The organism is Brevibacillus humidisoli, from assembly GCF_020923435.1.
Taxonomy (GTDB): Bacteria; Bacillota; Bacilli; order Brevibacillales; family Brevibacillaceae; genus Brevibacillus_E; species Brevibacillus_E humidisoli.
Genome location: NZ_CP087263.1, coordinates 1,911,626 through 1,929,236, shown reverse-complemented (window position 1 = coordinate 1,929,236; position 17,611 = coordinate 1,911,626). Strand labels below are relative to the sequence as shown.

The window sequence follows — 17,611 nt, the reverse complement described above, 5'->3', positions numbered from 1 at the left end:
GAAGCATCTGCAGTATGATGCATGATGGAAGATAGCTGGATGATTACAGAAGACCGTTCAAATGAACGGTCTTCGTGATGTTTACACGTGAAACCTAGCTGTCTGGACGAGCCTACTCGTTTTCCTCACAAAAAGGTTTTCTCCGTGTTGCTGCATGTGTAGGATCAGCTTATCAATTCAGATAGTTGTACCCAGGTAGGGTAAGGAATTCGACGAACTCGTCAGCAAATGAGAGGGTGGTGAACAAGGAGGTGGCGACTTCGTATTTTCCTTGTTGATAACGGGCTTTTCCCACCGTATCCTTGATCTTGGCCAGTTCTTCGTCCAACAGTTGTCGGACCAGTTCTTCTGTCACCTTTCGGCCATCGTCAAGTAAGCCTTTTGGATGGCGTATCCACTGCCAGACCTGGGCGCGGGAGATCTCCGCCGTCGCGGCGTCCTCCATCAGATGAAAGATCGGGACGGCGCCGGAGCCGTTCAGCCAGGCCTCGATGTACTGGACACCGACACTGATGTTGTTGCGCAGACCCGCTTCGGTTATCGTGCCTTCCGGGACAGCGAGCAGCTCAGCGGCGGTCACGTTGACGTCATCGCGCTTCCGTTCTACTTGATTGGGCGTCGGCATAAGCTGATCAAACACGTCTCGTGCTACCGGGACGAGAGCAGGGTGGGCCACCCATGTCCCGTCGTGCCCGTCACGCGCTTCCCGTTCTTTGTCCGCTCTCACTTTGTCCAGTGCCTCTTGATTGGCTGCCGGATTGTTTTTCACCGGGATTTGCGCTGCCATCCCGCCAATGGCAAGAGCATTTCGTTTGTGGCAAGTCTTGATCGTATGCAGCGTGTACGCTCGCATAAAGGGAACCGTCATCGTAACCTGCGAACGATCGGGGAGAATTACGTCAGGTTGATTGCGCAATTTTTTGATATAGCTGAAGATGTAGTCCCACCGGCCGCAGTTCATTCCGGCGATATGCTCGCGCAGTTCGTAGAGGATCTCGTCGATTTCAAATGTGGCGAGAATGGTCTCGATCAGGACCGTTGCTTTAATCGTCCCCTGGGGGATACCCAGCTCGTTTTGCGCCATCACGAAGATGTCGTTCCAGAGGCGTGCTTCCAGATGGCTTTCCATTTTGGGCAGATAAAAATAGGGCCCAGATCCTTTTTTAATCAGTTCATTCGTGTTGTGGAAAAAGTAGAGAGCAAAGTCAAATATGCTGGCGGAGACCGGTTTCCCGTCGATCAGCACGTGTTTCTCTTCCAGGTGCCATCCGCGTGGACGCACGATCAAGGTAGCGATCTGATCGTGGAGGGCATACTCCTTTCCCTCCGGGCTGACGTAGCGGATCGTTCGATTCACGGCGTCCCGCACATTGATCTGCCCCTGAATGGTGTTTTCCCAGGTAGGGGAGTTGGCATCCTCAAAATCGGCCATGAATACCTTTGCACCAGAGTTGAGCGCATTGATAACCATCTTGCGGTCGCCGGCAGGGCCGGTGATCTCCACTCGCCGATCTTGCAGATCGTCGGGAATGGGTGCTACAGTCCAGTCGCCGTTGCGGATGTCTGCCGTTTCAGGGAGAAAATCGGGTAAGACACCGGCGTCGATTTGTTGCTGACGGGCTGCCCGGTTGGCCAAGAGCTCGTCACGTCGCTCTGCAAAAGAGCGGGAAAGCTTGGTGACAAATGTGAGCGCTTCTGGTGTGAGGATTTCGCGAAAAGAGGGGCTCAGCGAACTAGCGACGGTCACCCCAGAAGGAAAGGACAACTGATCAGTACTCATTCTCTCAACCTCCTTGTTTTTTTGTTGCGTAATAAACAACGTTGTTTCTTATATTGAGTATCATACCACGCCTTTTTTCAGGCGTAAAGAAGAAACAGGCAACCAATCAGCATATTTTTTTAATTCGGAATTGTCGAAAAATGACGCAAATAAAAAATTGAGTTGCAAGCGTTATGATGTTTTAATCGAATTGGTATCAAGTTATGGATATGGCCATATATTTTTTTAGTAGTATTAAGGAACGATGTTTCGTATTAAGCAACAATTAGCATAACGGAGGAGGTTGGTCGGATGAGTGTCGGAATTCTGGCTGTATTGTCACTCCTGCCTATCGCTGCTGTAGCTCTGTTTCTCATTATTTTGCGCTGGCCGGCGAGCAAGGCAATGCCGATTTCGTATCTGGTGGCGGTGGGACTGGCCCTGTTCGTCTGGGGTGTGCCAGGGGCAAAAGTGGCGGCTGCTACGATTAACGGCCTGGTTGTGGCTGCCACACTGTTATTTATCATTTTTGGCTCGATTCTGCTGCTCAATACGCTGCAGGAAAGCGGCGGCCTAAGCGCCATACGGCAGGGGTTCACGAGGATTACACCTGATCGGCGGATTCAGGTGATCATCATTGCCTGGCTGTTCGGATCTTTTATTGAAGGCGCTTCCGGTTTTGGGACCCCAGCCGCCGTAGCGGTGCCACTGCTGGTAGGATTGGGCTTTCCCGCGATGGCTGCGGTGATGGCCGGGATGATCATTCAAAGTACCCCCGTTTCATTTGGTGCTGTCGGCACGCCGATCCTGGTCGGTATCGGCAACGGGCTTGGTACGGATGATACCGTTCAATCGTATGCTGCCAGCATTGGATTTCAGGACTGGACTGCCTTTCTCTCCATGATCGGCACCAAAGTGGCCCTGCTGCATGCGATCACCGGCACGTTGGTGCCATTGTTGGTGGTCTCTTTCATGACGCGGTTTTACGGCAAAAACAAGTCATTCGGTGAGGGACTGCGTGTCTGGAAGTTTGCTCTGTTTGCTGCTTTGGCGATGACCGTTCCCTACCTGATCGTCGCCAATCTGCTTGGACCGGAGTTTCCTTCCATGATCGGCGGGCTGATCGGGCTTGCGATCGTGGTCAGGGTGGCCAAAAGGGGACTCTTCCTGCCGAAACAAGAGGAATATTGGGACTTTGATGAGAAGCACAAGTGGAATCCGGAGTGGAGTGGCCGGATTGAAATCCGGGATGCTGCCGGTGCTTCAAAAGAGATGAGTACCTTCAAGGCATGGACCCCTTATGTACTGGTCGGCCTTTTCTTGGTCATCACTCGTTTGACAGCGCTGCCATTTGGCAGTTGGATGAAAGCCTGGACTGTACAGTTCCCCAACATATTCGGCACGGACATCACTGCCAGCTTTCAACCGCTGTATCTGCCGGGAACCATCTTTATTCTTGTATCTGTGATTACCTATTTCCTCCACAACATGGACGGGTCGTCGTATAAACGAGCCTGGTCCAACTCCGCCAAGACGGCATGGGGGGCCTCGACAGCTCTTCTTTTTACAGTGCCGATGGTCCAGGTGTTTATCAACACAGGCGGTGGGTCTGCCAGCTATGACCAGATGCCGATTGCACTTGCTGAGGGAGTCGCTGCATTGACCGGTTCGGCCTGGCCGATCTTTGCCCCATTCATCGGCGGGCTTGGGGCGTTCGTAGCCGGTTCCAACACGATCAGCAACATGATGTTCTCGCTGTTCCAGTTCGGAGTGGGGGAACGGATCGCCGTCGATCCTACCTGGATCGTCGCCTTGCAGGCGGTTGGCGGTGCTGCCGGGAACATGATCTGTGTCCACAATGTAGTCGCTGCTTCTGCAGTGGTTGGTTTGTTAGGAAAAGAAGGAATTGTCATACGTCAGACCCTGGTTCCGTTTGCCTACTATGCCCTGCTCTCCGGTTCGCTTGGTTATTCTATCGTCTGGGCAGCAGAGAAAGGACTGTTTCACATCGGTTCGCTATTGGTTCTGTTGATCGTCTGTGCGGTTGTCTACCTCATCTACAAACACAACCGTCGTCCATGGGTCCCAGTCGATAAGCGGATTGGATCGTAAAGCAGGCCAGAGTATGACTTAAATCAAATCAACTCCGTCAAATCTGCTTCGCACCTTAGATCTGCAAAGCCAACCAAACTTCGCGACACTGTTCTGCCATACCGAACATAATAGAGCGTATGGCTATGAAAAGAAAGGGGTGCATCCTCATGCTGATAACCGAACTAGCCGATTTGATACCGGATCTACCCGTTACTCGTCACCCTCAGCCCGCTGACACTCTTGGCAACACTGCTGCCTATACCGTATGTCCGCAGACGGAACAAGAGATTGCGACTGTCCTCTCCTACGCGAACAAGCATTCATTGACGGTTATACCCCAGGGAGGGGGTAGCAAAAGGGGCTTTGGTGGTCTAGTAGAACAAGCTGATTTGATTCTCTCGCTCTCTAGGATGACGGGGATTACGGAGCACTCGGTTGGCGATATGACAGTCACAGTCCGAGCGGGTACCACGATGGATCAACTCAACGAGTATCTTTCCCAGTACGGTCAAATGGTACCCTTGGACCCCTTCTGGCCTCAGTATGCGACGATCGGTGGGGTGATAGCAGCTAACGACAGTGGTCCCAAACGCTGTCGGTACGGTTCGGCGCGTGACTGGGTGATCGGATTGCGTCTGGTCTACCCTGACGGACGGATGATTCGAGCAGGGGGAAAAGTGGTGAAAAACGTAGCGGGATATGACATGAACAAGCTGTTCATCGGTTCGATGGGGACGCTGGGCGTGATCAGTGAGCTGACACTGAAGCTGCGTCCCCTCCCGCAGCAGGAGAGCTTGATGGTGATCGGCTTTCCCCCGGATCAACCGGAACACGCGAGGTCCTTTGTCCTTTCCCTGCTCGACTCTCCGCTAGAGCCGACTTCATTGGAGTGGCTAAGTCCGGCTGTGATGATGCGACTGTCAAACCGTGTCGGGCCCGGCCTGGCAGTCGCCTTTGAAGATGTGGCATCATCTGTCGCGTATCAGGAAAAGTGGGTAATCGATCATCTGCCACAGGCAGCCGATTGCGAACGCCTCACTGGGGAAGAGGCGAGGAGTTGGTGGAGGTGTTTGGCCCAACTGCCGCCGATCGCTCAAGATCATCAATCTCACGATCCTGAGAAAACCCGGATCAGTCTAAAGATCGGCAGCAAGAACATGGATGTACTAACGATCGTTGATCAATGTCAGCGGCTGGCGGAAGCCATTGGTTTGGATGTGGAAGCCCACGGTGGACTGGCGCACGGGATTACCAGAGTGCATGCAATAGGAGAAAAGCAACAGCTCTCCTCCTACGTCGCACAGACACGCTCTGTCGTGGAACAACGCGGAGGCTATGCCATCTTGCAGCACGCGCCTTTGGAGATGCGTCAGCAACTGCTGGTCTGGGGAGCTGAGCCTGCCTATTTTCCCGTTTTAAAACGATTGAAAGAAGCGATTGACCCAAAAGGCACGCTTAATGCCAAGCGGTTTGTGGGAGGGATGTAAGTTGAACCTGCCAAAAGAATCAGATTGTATATCGGGCAGCCATTATCTATGGGAGGATCCGCCGGACGAAGAAAAGTATTCACAATGCGTCCACTGCGGTTTGTGTCTGGAATCATGCCCGACGTATCAGGAAATGGGGCAGGAACAGCAATCGCCTCGCGGACGCGTGCACCTGATAAAGGCTGCAGCAGAAGGAAAGATACAGCTAAACGAAGCGTTCTCCAACCCGATCTTCACCTGTTTGGATTGCAGGGCATGTGAAACGGCGTGTCCGGCCGGCGTACAGGTTGGTTTATTGATCGAAGAAGCGAGAGGACAGATCAGGCAGGCGATCCCCTTAAAAGGGTGGCGCAAGTGGATCAGCAGCCTGTTTTTTCGCAAGGTGTTTCCCTATCCATCGAGGTTGCAGTTGTTAGGAAAGTTGCTGCGATTTTATCAAAAGAGCGGCTTGCGCACACTGCTGCATCGAATCGGGCTGCTTCGCGTCGTGCCATCCCATCTGCGGGCGATGGAAGCGATTCTGCCAGAGGCAAAGCCATCGGTGCTGTCCACATACCCCACGACAATAAAGTCGTCACTTGGGGAAACAAAACGACGCGTCGCGCTGTTCACGGGCTGTGTGATGGACGTGATCTTTTCCGACGTTCACGAAGCGACGATTCGCGTGCTTGCCCGCAACGGCAGCGAGGTTGTCATCCCGCGAGAACAACGATGCTGCGGTGCGCTGCACATCCACGCCGGCGACAGGCAGACAGGAAAACGGCTGGCCCGGGAAAATATTGATGCCTTTCTCACAGCCGGTGTCGACACGATCATTGTTAATTCGGCTGGTTGTGGCTGTGCGTTAAAAGAATATCCGGAACTGCTGCACAGCGATCCGGTTTACCGGCAAAAGGCAGAACGCTTTTCTGCAAAAGTGGAGGACATCTCCAAGTTTTTGCACCAGGTTGGTTATGAAAAACCAGAGGCGCACCTTGATACCCAGGTTGCCTACCATGACGCTTGTCATCTCGCGCACGGGCAGGGAATTCGCGAGGAGCCACGACAATTGCTGCAGCAGATACCGGGAGTAAAGCTGTTGGAGCTGCCCGATGCTGACCGCTGCTGCGGCAGCGCCGGGATTTATAACCTGACCAACCCGGAGATGGCGGAGGCACTGCTCGATCGTAAAATGGACGATATTCCGAGGGAAGCAGAGTGGATCACCATGGGCAATCCCGGCTGCATGCTGCAAGTAGCGAAAGGAGTCAAAAAGCATGGCCACAAGGGCAGAGTCGTTCATACTATACAGTTGCTCGATTGGGCGTATGCGCAGGAAACAGACCGCTCGCTCGAACGGGATCAAGTGGCGGGACAACGGAGGTGAGTGACACGATATGGATGCGTTGATTCGCGATCTGGTGAGGTTGGTCGGTACAGATTCCGTCCTGTACCGACCGGAAGATTTGATCGCCTATGAATGTGATGGTTATACAATTCAGCGTGGGATGCCTCGGGCAGTTGTTTTGCCATCGTCCACGGAAGAAGTATCAAACGTAGTCCGGTACCTGTCGCAGAACAACATTCCGTTTATCCCGCGGGGCGCGGGGACGGGATTGAGCGGCGGGGCGATTCCACTCGGCGGAGAAGTGATCATCAGTCTGGTCAGGATGAAGCGACTGCTGCACGTTGATTGGGAAAATCGGCTGGCTGTGGTGCAGCCTGGTTTTGTCAATCTGAAGCTGACCCATGCGATCGCTCACAGAGGATACTACTACGCACCTGATCCATCCAGCCAGTACTGCTGTACGATTGGCGGCAATGTGGCGGAAAACGCTGGTGGCGCGCACTGTCTCAAGTATGGTGTAACGACCAATCACATCCTCGGACTGGAAGTGGTACTGACGGATGGCGAGATCGTGGAACTGGGCGGTATGCCTGACGCACCAGGCTATGATTTGCTGGGACTGTTGACCGGATCGGAGGGTACGATGGCGATCGTGACGAAAATTACGGTGCGGATTTTGAAAAATCCGCAGGCAAAACAGACCGTTCTCGCTTACTTCGACCGGGTAGAAGACGCAAGCTATGCGGTGTCGGATATCATCGCAGCCGGGATTGTGCCGGCAGCACTGGAAATGATGGATCAAACCGCCATTGAGGGTGTGGAAGCGGCGACCTACCCGGTTGGTCATCCAAAAGATCTTGCTGCACTCCTATTGGCGGAAGTAGATGGGATTGCAGCGGGGATCGACGAACAGATTGAGCAGATCGTCGCTGTATGCCGGAAACGGAATGTCAGAGAGGTTAAAGTAGCAGCAGACGATCAGGAGCGGTCACGATGGTGGGCCAATCGCAAAACGGCGTTTGGTGCGATGGGAGCGATCTCCCCTGATTACCTGGTGCAGGACGGGGTGATTCCGCGCTCCCGCCTGCCAGAGGTGCTCCAGCGAATCCGCGAGATCAGCGAACAATCGGGACTGCGGATCGCCAATGTGTTTCACGCCGGAGATGGCAATCTGCATCCGCTGATCCTCTTTGATGCCCGTAACCCCGGAGAGACGGAACTGGCAACCAGAGTAGGTTCAGAAGTACTGAAAGTATGTACCGATGTAGGTGGTTCGATCACGGGTGAGCATGGCGTCGGCCTAGAAAAAAAGGAAGAGATGCGGTTCATCCTGACGGAGGAGGAAATCGAGGCGCAGATCCAGATTCGCAATGTGTTTAACCCGCAGGATTTGCTAAACCCGGGGAAACTGTTCCCTTCTCCCAGCCGATGTGTGGAAATCAAGCAGTCCGCTCTCCATTCCTCCTGAGAACGCCGGAATGGTTGATCCCCATTGAAAACGACTGCTGTCAAAAAATATGGTATAATGGGCTGGTTAGTCCAAGCTGGAGTAGTGGAGTGGTTCCCTGGATGGAAAAGGAAAGCATGGTAAAGTCGGTGGATCGAGCCTTGCAGGTCGTTCACCTCGTCAGCACCAAAAAAGAGGGGTTTGGAGTGACCGAACTTGCACGGCAAATCGATCTGAATAAAAGTTCTGTTTATCGTATCCTGTCAACCTTGGCGACGCATGGCTATGTGGAGCAGGATCAGGAAACGGGTCGCTACAAGCTGGGATACAAAGTACTGGAATTGAGCGCAAAACTGCTCGATTCCATCGACTTGCGGGCGGAAGCACGACCGTATCTAAAAGAACTGGAATCCCTGACAAATGAGGTGATTCACCTCGTCGTCTATGATCAGGGGGAAGTGGTCTACATCGAAAAACTGGAAGGCAATGAAATGCTCCGCATGCATTCACAGGTAGGCAAGCGCGCTCCAATGCACTGCACCAGTGTTGGCAAAGTGATTTTGGCCCATCTGCCGCCGGCCGAGATGGAACGAATTGTGGAGAAAAAGGGGCTTCCCCGGCATACAGAGCGGACCATTACGCAGTATGATACCTTTCAACATCATCTACAGGAGATCAAACAAAAGGGGTACGCCTTGGACCTGGAAGAAAACGAGCAAGGGATCACCTGTATTGCAGCTCCTATTTTTGGATATAACGGGAAAGTAACAGCGGCAATCAGCATCTCCGGTCCCACGATCCGGATGACCGACCAACGCCTGAGCGAACTAAAGGAGAAGATCATGGAGGTCGGTAGGAAAATTTCCGAACGACTGGGATATCGGGGCTGATGGGTCCCGCGAAACCGAGACGATTTTTCAATCGTGTCGGTTTTTTCTCTATACACCGCGCTGCTCGCAACCGGGTCCAGCTGCCGTCTTGGCGGATAGACCTTGGGCCACGCGGTTCACTCTCATTTTTGCCATTGCGGATGCGGAGGAATCTTTGATGATCATCATGGATAGACAGGAGGAGTGGCTGACAGGCACACTCCCGGGACAAGTCCCTGCCGTTACAGTGGGCCAACTGCTGCGTGAGCACTGGAAGCTTCCCAAAAAAACGGTTCACCTGCTGTTTCAGGGAAAAGGTGTCCGTATCAATGGCGAAGTGGTCAACCAACTGCAAAAGATCCAACCGGGAGATGCCGTCAGCCTATGGGCTTGTCAACCGGAACCGCTCGGTCTGGAACCGCGGCGGGGCGATCTGGCTATCCTCTATGAAGACGAACACCTGCTGATCGTAAACAAGCGGGCCGGGTGTCTGCTCCATCCGACACCATCGAACCTGGATGTGACGCTGGATCACCTAGTCGCCGGCTACTTCGCTGAAAAAGGAATCGAGGCAAAAGTTCGTCACGTGCACCGTCTTGACCGTGAGACTTCTGGCGCAGTTCTGTACGCCAAGCACGCATTGGCTGCCGCGCTGCTCGATGAACGGCTGCGCAGGAGGGAGATCAGCCGCCGATATGTGGCGTTTGTCCATGGTCAGCCTAAGCAGGAGAGCGGCACGATCAAGGCGCCGATCGGGCGCGACCGGCACCACGCTGTACGCCGGATTGTTACGAGCGGTGGGGAGCAGGCCATCACCCATTATCGCATTTTGGACCGGTATAGAGGAGGAGCACAGGTCGAGTGCATCCTGGATACCGGAAAAACCCATCAGATTCGCGTCCACTTCCGTCATCTCGGTCATCCTCTGATGGGAGACGTGCTGTATGGAGGGAAAACCGGACTGATTGACCGAGTAGCTCTGCACGCCGCATCGCTTCAACTGAATCACCCCTTCGGCGAACATCGCGTCATCGTAGAGGCGAACTGGCCGGACGATCTGCTCCAACTGCACGACAGACTGGGTTCCGGCTAACATCAGGTCCTGTGCGCTTATCAGGGGAGGACGCGCCTGCTCAGCTTTGGGTGCACGCCTGTCTGGAGTGGATGAATAGAATGCCAAGGAGTAGACCGAGACATAAAGGGGTGTTGGCATGTATAAGCCCACTATCGGCATCTTGACTTGGCGGGAAGGGACTACGTTTAAGGAGCCAGAGTACTTCCGACAACTGTTACGTGCCGGACGGAGGTTGGGAGCTGCCGTCTTTTTGTTTTCCCCTGGTGATGTGAACGTAAAAAGCAAGAAAGTAAAAGGGATTTTCTTGTCGTCAGAGGACAAATGGGCCAGCAGATGGTTTCGCTGGCCTGACGTAGTAATTGACCGTTACTGGTATACGCAAAAGCCGATTTTTAAAGAGTACGTCGCTTTTCGCAAACAACCGCACTTTCTGTATGCCAACAGTCGCTTTGCCAACAAGTGGCGAGCACATGAAGTATTGTACAACGACGAAAACATGCGGAAGTGGCTTCCGGAGACGTATCTCTATACCAGTCAACAACGTAAGCTGTTGGAGATGCTGCGACGTCATCAGGTGATTTATCTCAAGCCAATCAACGGGACTGGTGGGCGCGGCATTCTGCGAATCGACCAGCAAAACGGGTACTATCGGATGCTGGGCAGGGATAAAAATCGGAACAAGAAAGCTGCTGTCGCCCGTGATGCATCCTCCTTGACACTTCGTGTAAAGCGTTGGATTGGGCGCGACAAGTACCTGCTGCAGCAAGGATTGGATCTGGGCCTGCTGCGCGACCGCTCTGTCGACATTCGCCTCCTGATCCAAAAGGATGGCAGCGGCGAATGGAAGGTCACGGGAATGGGGGTTCGCGTCGGTCCGGAAAACAGCGCGACAGCTAATCTGCATGGTGGTGGAAAAGCAGTCGAAGCCAAACCATTTCTAGCATCCCATTTTGGTGAAGAAAAGGCGGATGAGATTATCCGAGAATGTCATCAACTGGCGCATCAGACGGCAAGCACAGTCGAGGGACATTTTGGACGTATGATGGAACTGGGGCTGGATATTGGAATCGACGTCATCGGTCGTGTCTGGCTGATTGAAATCAATCCCAAGCCAGGGCGGGATATCTTCCGGGAGATGGGGCAACCCGACTTGTACAAGTTAGCCGTGCAAAGACCGCTGCAGTTCGCCCTTTTTCTCACATCTCAACAGACTCCTGACGGACAGTGGGTCTGGTCTGGGGCTGAACTGCAGACGAAGCAGCGGCCTGCTAAACAAATGGCCAAATTTCGACAATATTAGCCTCTTGTTTGTCGCTCTACTACTAATGATATAGTAGTATAGACAGAATAGTAGGCCGACATCTGGGACGAAGGGATTTCAGGTAAGGAGCCAAATGGAATGCGTAAAGATGTGACCGAACTAATCGAGCGACACACAGACGTTCTCAGTTGGTTTTTTGATCATGCGGCAGACATGGTATTTTTGATGGAAGTAGCGGGGTTTCGCCAGTTCCGTTACGTGTTCATCAACCGGGAGGCGATGAAAGTCGCCAGGATTTCGGAAAGTGCCTATGGAAAACGAATTGACGAAGTGTACGCTGATGATCCCAAAAAGGCGGAACTGCTGATTAGCAAGTATCAAGAAGCAGTGGAAGTGGGGAAGCCGGTATCGTTTGTGTCGATCGACGAGATCTGTGGTGAGTCGGTTCTTACCCCGATCATCAATTCCGATGGCGTATGTACTCACGTGTTATCCCTTACCAGAGACGTCACCGAGCGCAAACGCTTGGAGGAGAAACTGCAGTTTATGGCCTATCACGATACGCTCACGGGATTACCCAATCGACGGTTGTTCGAGGAGCGTTTGTCTCAGGTTATGACACAGACCGTCAAGACCGGACTGCCATTGGCTATTCTTTATCTTGATTGCGATTTATTTAAAGAGATAAACGATTCGATGGGGCATGAGATTGGCGACCAGTTTCTGCAGGAGTTTGCCAACCGGTTGCAATGCTGCGTGCGATCTTCCGATACTATCGCGCGAATGGGCGGCGACGAGTTTATGATCCTGCTTCCCGCGGTTGCGAATCAAGGCGAAGCGATCGTGCTCACGCAGCGCATCTTGGACTCCGTCCGTCGGCCGTGGAAGATCCGACAGCATACGTTTACCGCATCGGTAAGCATCGGAGTCGCTCTTTACCCGGAGCATGGCAGTACCGGTGAGTTGTTGATGAGACACGCAGATATCGCCCTTTACCAGGCCAAGTCGCAAGGGAGGAACCAGTACACACTGTTCTGCCCCAGTACGATCCATGCTGGGGGGAGAACCGGAGGTCATCTGCTCCTCAATGGATCTGAATAGAAGGACACAAACCTATCCCGGCTCGGATAGGTTTTTCTTCGTCCATACTGAGCTTCTTCTCACCCAGAGGAAATGCAGGAACACTCCTTTTGGTTCAGAGTGGGTCTCCGTGCAACTGGACGTTTTGATGGAAGAGGGATACAATGTAGAGAAATATCCCTTCGCGATCATTATACAGCGCATCCTGATGGGCTGATAAGAATTCGCTGGATGGAAACAATGCTACTAAGGAAGGATGGAAAGAGAGGCCCTACACATGAAAAAACCGGAAGAGACACGAGTAGTGGTCGGGATGTCCGGAGGGGTGGACTCATCGGTCACTGCCCTGCTGTTGAAACAAAAGGGGTATGATGTGATCGGTGTGTTTATGAAAAACTGGGACGACACGGATGAATTTGGCCATTGTACGGCTGAGGACGACTTTCAGGACGTCAGACGGGTTTGTGACCAGATCGGCATCCCCTACTACACCGTAAACTTTGAAAAAGAGTACATGGAGAAAGTGTTTGCGTACTTTCTCGATGAATATAAAAAGGGGCGTACCCCCAATCCTGACGTGATGTGCAACCGGGAGATCAAGTTTGGTGAGTTTCTTGACAAGGCCCTCCAACTGGGAGCAGATTATATCGCGACCGGTCATTACGCCAGGGTTGAATATCTGGACGGGGAGTACAAGCTGTTGCGCGGTGTTGATTCCAACAAGGATCAGACGTACTTCTTAAACGCGCTGGGTCAGTCCCAACTGGCCAAGACGATGTTTCCTATCGGTCATCTGCCGAAACAGCAGGTTCGCCAACTGGCAACAGAAGCCGGTCTAGCTACCGCCAAAAAGAAGGACAGTACCGGTATTTGTTTTATTGGAGAGCGCAATTTCCGTGAGTTTCTGCGCAGCTACCTGCCGGCTACACCAGGTGAGATCCAGACGGTCGAAGGGGAAACGCTCGGTCGTCATGAAGGGTTGATGTACTATACACTGGGACAGCGGCAGGGACTGGGGATTGGCGGCGGCGGCAACGGACAGCCGTGGTTCGTGGTAGATAAAGATCTGAACAACAATATATTGGTTGTGGCACAGGGTGGTGATCATCCCCGTCTTTATTCAAACGGCTTGTTGGCCTCCGACGTCAACTGGATCAGCGACCGCGAGCCAAAAGCAGAGTTCCGCTGCACAGCTAAGTTCCGCTATCGTCAGCCTGATCAACAAGTGACGGTGCAGATGCTGGGGCAAGGGCAGGTCCGTGTGTTGTTCGACGAGCGGCAAAAGGCGGTTACGCCTGGTCAAGCCGTAGTCTTTTACAATGGGGAAGAGTGTCTGGGCGGTGCGACCATCGACCAAGTGATCAGAGAAGGGGACTGAACCGCTCAGTCCCTTCTTTTTCTTCTCCTAGCCTGCCCCTAAGCTTCGTTTTCACCCAATCGTCGGATTGCTCCGATTGTTGAAAAAGAGCGCGAAAGACATATGATTTTTGGCCAAGCATGAAGGAGGCAGTACATATGAAGATTACCGACATTGCAGTAAGGAGGCAAGCAGTGCCCCTGAAAAAGCCATTTAAGACGGCATTGCGTACCGTGGAAGTGGCTGAGTCGATCATCGTCAAAGTAAGCTGTGACAATGGTCTTGCCGGATGGGGTGAAGCACCTGCCACAGTGGTCATCACAGGCGACAGCCTGGGTAGTATCGAATCAGCCATCAGCCATACGATCAAGCCGCAGTTGATTGGCAAAAATCTGTTGAATTATGAAGAAGTGTTCCATTTGCTGCATCAGTCAATCGTAGGGAACAGCAGTGCCAAGGCCGCTGTCGACATGGCCATTTACGATCTGCTGGCCCAGCACGCCGGACTCCCTTTGTACCAGCTGCTGGGTGGGTATCGCAGCGAGATCGAAACAGACTATACGGTCAGCGTCAATTCGCCCCAGGAGATGGGAGAGGACGCGGTTGGCTATGTACGGGAAGGGTTCCGCATATTGAAAATAAAAGTCGGTAAAGATGATATCAATCGTGATATTGATCGGATTCAAGAGATACGCAATCGCGTAGGCTACGATGTCAAGATCAGACTGGATGCCAATCAGGGATGGCAGGCAAAAGAGGCCATTCGCTCGATTCGCAAGATGGAAGACATGGGATTGGAGATTGAACTGGTGGAACAGCCGGTAAAGGCCCATGACATCACAGGATTAAAGATGGTGACCGATGCGGTCTACACTCCGATCATGGCTGACGAAAGCGTTTTTTCTCCGGCACAGGCCTTGGAAGTGGTGAGCAGGAGGGCAGCCGACCTGATCAACATCAAACTGATGAAAGCCGGAGGGATCTATAAAGCACAGGTAATCAACAGTATTGCCGAAGAAAACGGGATTTTCTGCATGGTGGGCAGCATGATCGAATCTCGGCTGGGTATTACGGCAGCCGCCCATTTTGCAGCCAGCAAGAAGAACATCAACCGTTTTGACTTTGACGCACCGTTGTTGCTGAAAAACGATCCGGTTCAGGGAGGAGTCAGCTACGAGGGCAGATTGATCAAACTGCCTGAAGTCCCAGGCTTGGGTATCAAACAGGTGCTTGAATCGGTTGAGGCTTAAACAGATAACGGCGTTTTTTTATCAGGTTCGAGGATCGGACTCAAGAAAAGAGGGGATAAGGATGAACGAAGAGGAGCGTCAGAGACGACATGCGAGGCTGATCTTTATCGTGTTTAGCTTGTTTGTCGTCGCCTCGCTTGTTTCGATTGCCATATTTATGTATGTTCAGATGACTTTGCCTGACGAGGTACCAGTAGCGTTTGCCGATCGTCTGATCGGTACAAACTTGCTATAGAAGTGTTGGGCAGGAGAGATTAGATCAGGGAAAAGGAGGGAAGGAAGCATGCAGGAGTTTGCGCCACGTGTAGGCGAGTATGTCATCGCCTCCTACAAGTCGGGGGAATACATGGCTCAGATCATAGAATTGTATCCGGAGAAAGCGACTGTAAAGGTGTTGGCCGTTCGAAAACACCCGCTGCAAGGAGACTTGCATCATCCGTACCAGGCGGAGGTGATGTTGTTTCACCAGCGAAAAGCATTGGCCTATCAAGAAAAAGTGATAGTGCCGCTTAGGATGCTTCAGCCGTATGACGGGACAGTTCCCGACTATCGGGAATCACTCCGGCTAGCCTTGCAGACAGAAAAAGAAGAACTGAGCAAGCGGCCGGGAGCCTGGGCAGACCGCGCTTTGGAAGAGCTTCGTAAACTGGAGGCAGAGTACTTTCCCCAATCATAGCCGATAGCCAGACGGCCATACCGTCTGGCTCTCTTTCTGCGGCGGGCAACCCCAGCGCTGATTTGTGCAGGTGCCAAAACCGGAAGAACATTCAGCTATAACATGCTCCAAAAGAATGAAACATGCTCGTTGTTCTACACGTCTATGTGAACGAGCAGTCAAACCTGTTGGCATGGGTATGAGTTGTTCAGGTTATTTTTCCCCGGCTGTTTTCAACTGATAGAATGATATAATAGAGAAGATCAACTAGTAGCAGGAGGCTTCAATCCATGAACAGACAAACAACTGCCCATCTGCAGGCAGAGATCTCGGATACGAGTGGGACAAGACTGGAACCAAAACAGCGCAAACGGAAGCAAAATAAGAATATCGTTTTGGTCATCTCGGTCGTGCTCTGGCTCTGCCTCGCTGTCGGCGGCTATCTGCTGGCCGACTGGTATATTGATCAGACACGGGCTTATATTGACCAGCGGTTGACGCAAGCGGAAGCGACGAATACCGAACAAGTAGAGACGATGCAGGAAGAAGTTGAAAAAGTACGGGATGACATGTCGGAATTGAAAGATGAGTTGAATTATATAAAAGAAGATTTGGAATTGACGGGAGAGACCCTCAACGGGACCGACGAGACGAAGCAGGCTTTGGAAAAGCGGATCGAAGAGTTGACGAAGCAGTTGGACGAGTTGAAAAGCTCACTCAAGAAACTGGAGGATGCAGCTCGTGCCTGGTAAGGCTCATGGCTTCCTCGCTTTTCTGCTTGCTCCCGTTGTCGGTTTCTATCTCGCCTTCGCTCTCGCAAATCCGGTCCAGACTTTACAAGCGGAACGACTGCAGCTGCCGCTGGATGAGACAAAAACACGTTTGACGGAGGTCAGCAGTGCCGTAGATGAGACCAAGGACATAACTGCTGATGCGATCGACGCGATTCAGGATTTGAAAGAAGCAGCCGAAGAAGAGAAGGAGTATTATGAGACGCATCACAAAAAGATAGAGCAATTGGTCGCAGCCAGCCATTCTCAGGTGGCCAAATCAGAAGATGTTCTGGATCAGATCTTGTCCAGTATGTTGGGGGATCCGATCGGCCAGACGTTCGGTGAGAATGCCACGGTGAAAGTGTACTCGCTGACAGAGGCAGGGTACCGAGGCTACATGGCCAAAGTAAGACTGCACAACCCAAACGCATTAAAAGTGGTTCTGGCCAACGATAAAGTGGTCAGCAACGGAGAAACAACCAGCCACGCCGCCAAACGAAAAGGTGCCGTGCTTGCGGTCAATGCAGGTGGTTTCTATCAAACGGATGGCAAGTTGGCGGTACTGGGTACCACAGTGGTTGACGGAAAAATTGCTGCCTTCTCCACCAACACCAACCTTTCCTTTGTCGGATTTAACAAGAATGGGAGATTGGTCGGCGGGAAAGTGACGTCGAGAGAACAATTGGAGCAGATGGATGTTCTGCAGGGGGCCAGCTTCCTTCCTACATTGCTGCAAGACGGTAAACGAATGCCGATCCCGCGTGACTGGGCTAACACACGACAGCCCCGGACGATGATTGGTCACTTTACCAACGGCGATCTGTTGTTTATCGTGATCGACGGAAGGCGAAAAGGGTGGAGCAACGGCGTCACCTTGGAAGAGGCTCAGTCCAAGCTGCTGGAGTTCAAAGTGCGCGATGCTTACAACCTGGATGGCGGTGGTTCAAGTGCATTCTACTACAAAGGGAAAATTCTCAATCGCCCGTCGGATGGTCGTGAACGTCCTGTGACCAGCAATATCGTAGTTTTGCCTTGACGCTCCTATCACTGGATCGACGGATACGAAGGATCTGTCCCGGTCCTTGCTGATGGGGATTTGACCCGGAGCATAAGCTTCGGGTCTTTTTTATGTAACAAAACCCTGGGTGGCTGCATCCAACACATACAAGCGGATACA

Annotated in this window: 15 protein-coding genes; 14 read left to right on the top strand and 1 reads right to left on the bottom strand. The window is 52.5% G+C overall.

Going from position 1 to position 17,611, the window contains the following annotated elements; all coding sequences use genetic code 11:
• Positions 1-172 precede the first annotated feature (172 nt).
• Positions 173-1,780: a malate synthase A gene (gene aceB / locus LOK74_RS09520; RefSeq protein ID WP_230046401.1), complete on the bottom strand. Its 1,608-nt coding sequence runs from the start codon at positions 1,778-1,780 to the stop codon at positions 173-175.
• A gap of 291 nt (positions 1,781-2,071) precedes the next feature.
• On the opposite strand from aceB, the gene LOK74_RS09515 reads away from it, so the two are divergent.
• From LOK74_RS09515 to LOK74_RS09450, 14 genes are all read left to right on the top strand, one after another.
• Positions 2,072-3,871, top strand: coding sequence for an L-lactate permease (locus tag LOK74_RS09515; protein ID WP_230046400.1), 1,800 nt, complete (start codon positions 2,072-2,074; stop codon positions 3,869-3,871).
• Positions 3,872-4,020: 149 nt separating this feature from the next.
• Positions 4,021-5,340 (top strand): FAD-binding oxidoreductase, encoded by a 1,320-nt coding sequence (locus LOK74_RS09510; protein WP_230046399.1) that lies wholly within the window; start codon positions 4,021-4,023, stop codon positions 5,338-5,340.
• Positions 5,312-6,706, top strand: a complete 1,395-nt coding sequence (locus LOK74_RS09505) for a (Fe-S)-binding protein (RefSeq protein ID WP_230046398.1) — start codon at positions 5,312-5,314, stop codon at positions 6,704-6,706. The genes LOK74_RS09510 and LOK74_RS09505 overlap by 29 nt, the downstream gene beginning before the upstream one ends.
• Positions 6,707-6,716: 10 nt before the next feature.
• Positions 6,717-8,135 carry an FAD-linked oxidase C-terminal domain-containing protein gene (locus LOK74_RS09500; RefSeq protein ID WP_230046397.1) on the top strand — a complete coding sequence of 473 codons (1,419 nt, stop codon included), beginning with the start codon at positions 6,717-6,719 and terminating at the stop codon, positions 8,133-8,135.
• Between the two features lie 101 nt (positions 8,136-8,236).
• Complete coding sequence (locus LOK74_RS09495) at positions 8,237-9,004, top strand: IclR family transcriptional regulator (RefSeq protein WP_230046396.1); 768 nt, start codon at positions 8,237-8,239, stop codon at positions 9,002-9,004.
• Positions 9,005-9,161: 157 nt separating this feature from the next.
• A complete protein-coding gene (locus LOK74_RS09490) occupies positions 9,162-10,076 on the top strand; it encodes an RluA family pseudouridine synthase (RefSeq protein ID WP_230046395.1) in 915 nt (304 codons plus the stop codon).
• A 118-nt stretch (positions 10,077-10,194) separates the two neighbouring features.
• A complete protein-coding gene (locus LOK74_RS09485) occupies positions 10,195-11,358 on the top strand; it encodes a YheC/YheD family endospore coat-associated protein (protein WP_230046394.1) in 1,164 nt (387 codons plus the stop codon).
• Positions 11,359-11,457: 99 nt separating this feature from the next.
• Positions 11,458-12,420, top strand: a complete 963-nt coding sequence (locus LOK74_RS09480; RefSeq protein ID WP_230046393.1) for a sensor domain-containing diguanylate cyclase — start codon at positions 11,458-11,460, stop codon at positions 12,418-12,420.
• A 256-nt stretch (positions 12,421-12,676) separates the two neighbouring features.
• A complete protein-coding gene (mnmA, locus tag LOK74_RS09475; RefSeq protein WP_230046392.1) occupies positions 12,677-13,777 on the top strand; it encodes a tRNA 2-thiouridine(34) synthase MnmA in 1,101 nt (366 codons plus the stop codon).
• A gap of 137 nt (positions 13,778-13,914) precedes the next feature.
• Positions 13,915-15,006, top strand: a complete 1,092-nt coding sequence (locus tag LOK74_RS09470) for a mandelate racemase/muconate lactonizing enzyme family protein (RefSeq protein ID WP_230046391.1) — start codon at positions 13,915-13,917, stop codon at positions 15,004-15,006.
• 61 nt (positions 15,007-15,067) lie between these two features.
• The gene (locus LOK74_RS09465) at positions 15,068-15,241 is read left to right on the top strand and encodes a hypothetical protein (protein WP_230046390.1); all 174 of its coding nucleotides are present in this window, start codon (positions 15,068-15,070) and stop codon (positions 15,239-15,241) included.
• Positions 15,242-15,289: 48 nt separating this feature from the next.
• Positions 15,290-15,682, top strand: coding sequence for a kinase-associated lipoprotein KapB (kapB, locus tag LOK74_RS09460; RefSeq protein ID WP_230046389.1), 393 nt, complete (start codon positions 15,290-15,292; stop codon positions 15,680-15,682).
• Between the two features lie 269 nt (positions 15,683-15,951).
• Positions 15,952-16,413, top strand: coding sequence for a hypothetical protein (locus LOK74_RS09455; protein ID WP_230046388.1), 462 nt, complete (start codon positions 15,952-15,954; stop codon positions 16,411-16,413).
• Complete coding sequence (locus LOK74_RS09450; protein ID WP_420908752.1) at positions 16,403-17,470, top strand: phosphodiester glycosidase family protein; 1,068 nt, start codon at positions 16,403-16,405, stop codon at positions 17,468-17,470. The genes LOK74_RS09455 and LOK74_RS09450 overlap by 11 nt, the downstream gene beginning before the upstream one ends.
• The last annotated feature ends 141 nt before the right edge of the window (positions 17,471-17,611 follow it).

What these genes read in the sequence shown, in the direction of transcription:
- LOK74_RS09485 (WP_230046394.1), top strand. Translation starts at nt 10,195, where the DNA reads ATGTATAAGCCCACTATCGGCATCTTGACTTGGCGGGAAGGGACTACG.
- kapB (WP_230046389.1), top strand. Translation starts at nt 15,290, where the DNA reads ATGCAGGAGTTTGCGCCACGTGTAGGCGAGTATGTCATCGCCTCCTAC.
- LOK74_RS09455 (WP_230046388.1), top strand. Translation starts at nt 15,952, where the DNA reads ATGAACAGACAAACAACTGCCCATCTGCAGGCAGAGATCTCGGATACG.
- LOK74_RS09515 (WP_230046400.1), top strand. Translation starts at nt 2,072, where the DNA reads ATGAGTGTCGGAATTCTGGCTGTATTGTCACTCCTGCCTATCGCTGCT.
- LOK74_RS09490 (WP_230046395.1), top strand. Translation starts at nt 9,162, where the DNA reads ATGATCATCATGGATAGACAGGAGGAGTGGCTGACAGGCACACTCCCG.
- LOK74_RS09470 (WP_230046391.1), top strand. Translation starts at nt 13,915, where the DNA reads ATGAAGATTACCGACATTGCAGTAAGGAGGCAAGCAGTGCCCCTGAAA.
- LOK74_RS09495 (WP_230046396.1), top strand. Translation starts at nt 8,237, where the DNA reads ATGGAAAAGGAAAGCATGGTAAAGTCGGTGGATCGAGCCTTGCAGGTC.
- LOK74_RS09500 (WP_230046397.1), top strand. Translation starts at nt 6,717, where the DNA reads ATGGATGCGTTGATTCGCGATCTGGTGAGGTTGGTCGGTACAGATTCC.
- aceB (WP_230046401.1), bottom strand. Translation starts at nt 1,780, where the DNA reads ATGAGTACTGATCAGTTGTCCTTTCCTTCTGGGGTGACCGTCGCTAGT.
- mnmA (WP_230046392.1), top strand. Translation starts at nt 12,677, where the DNA reads ATGAAAAAACCGGAAGAGACACGAGTAGTGGTCGGGATGTCCGGAGGG.
- LOK74_RS09465 (WP_230046390.1), top strand. Translation starts at nt 15,068, where the DNA reads ATGAACGAAGAGGAGCGTCAGAGACGACATGCGAGGCTGATCTTTATC.
- LOK74_RS09505 (WP_230046398.1), top strand. Translation starts at nt 5,312, where the DNA reads ATGCCAAGCGGTTTGTGGGAGGGATGTAAGTTGAACCTGCCAAAAGAA.
- LOK74_RS09510 (WP_230046399.1), top strand. Translation starts at nt 4,021, where the DNA reads ATGCTGATAACCGAACTAGCCGATTTGATACCGGATCTACCCGTTACT.
- LOK74_RS09480 (WP_230046393.1), top strand. Translation starts at nt 11,458, where the DNA reads ATGCGTAAAGATGTGACCGAACTAATCGAGCGACACACAGACGTTCTC.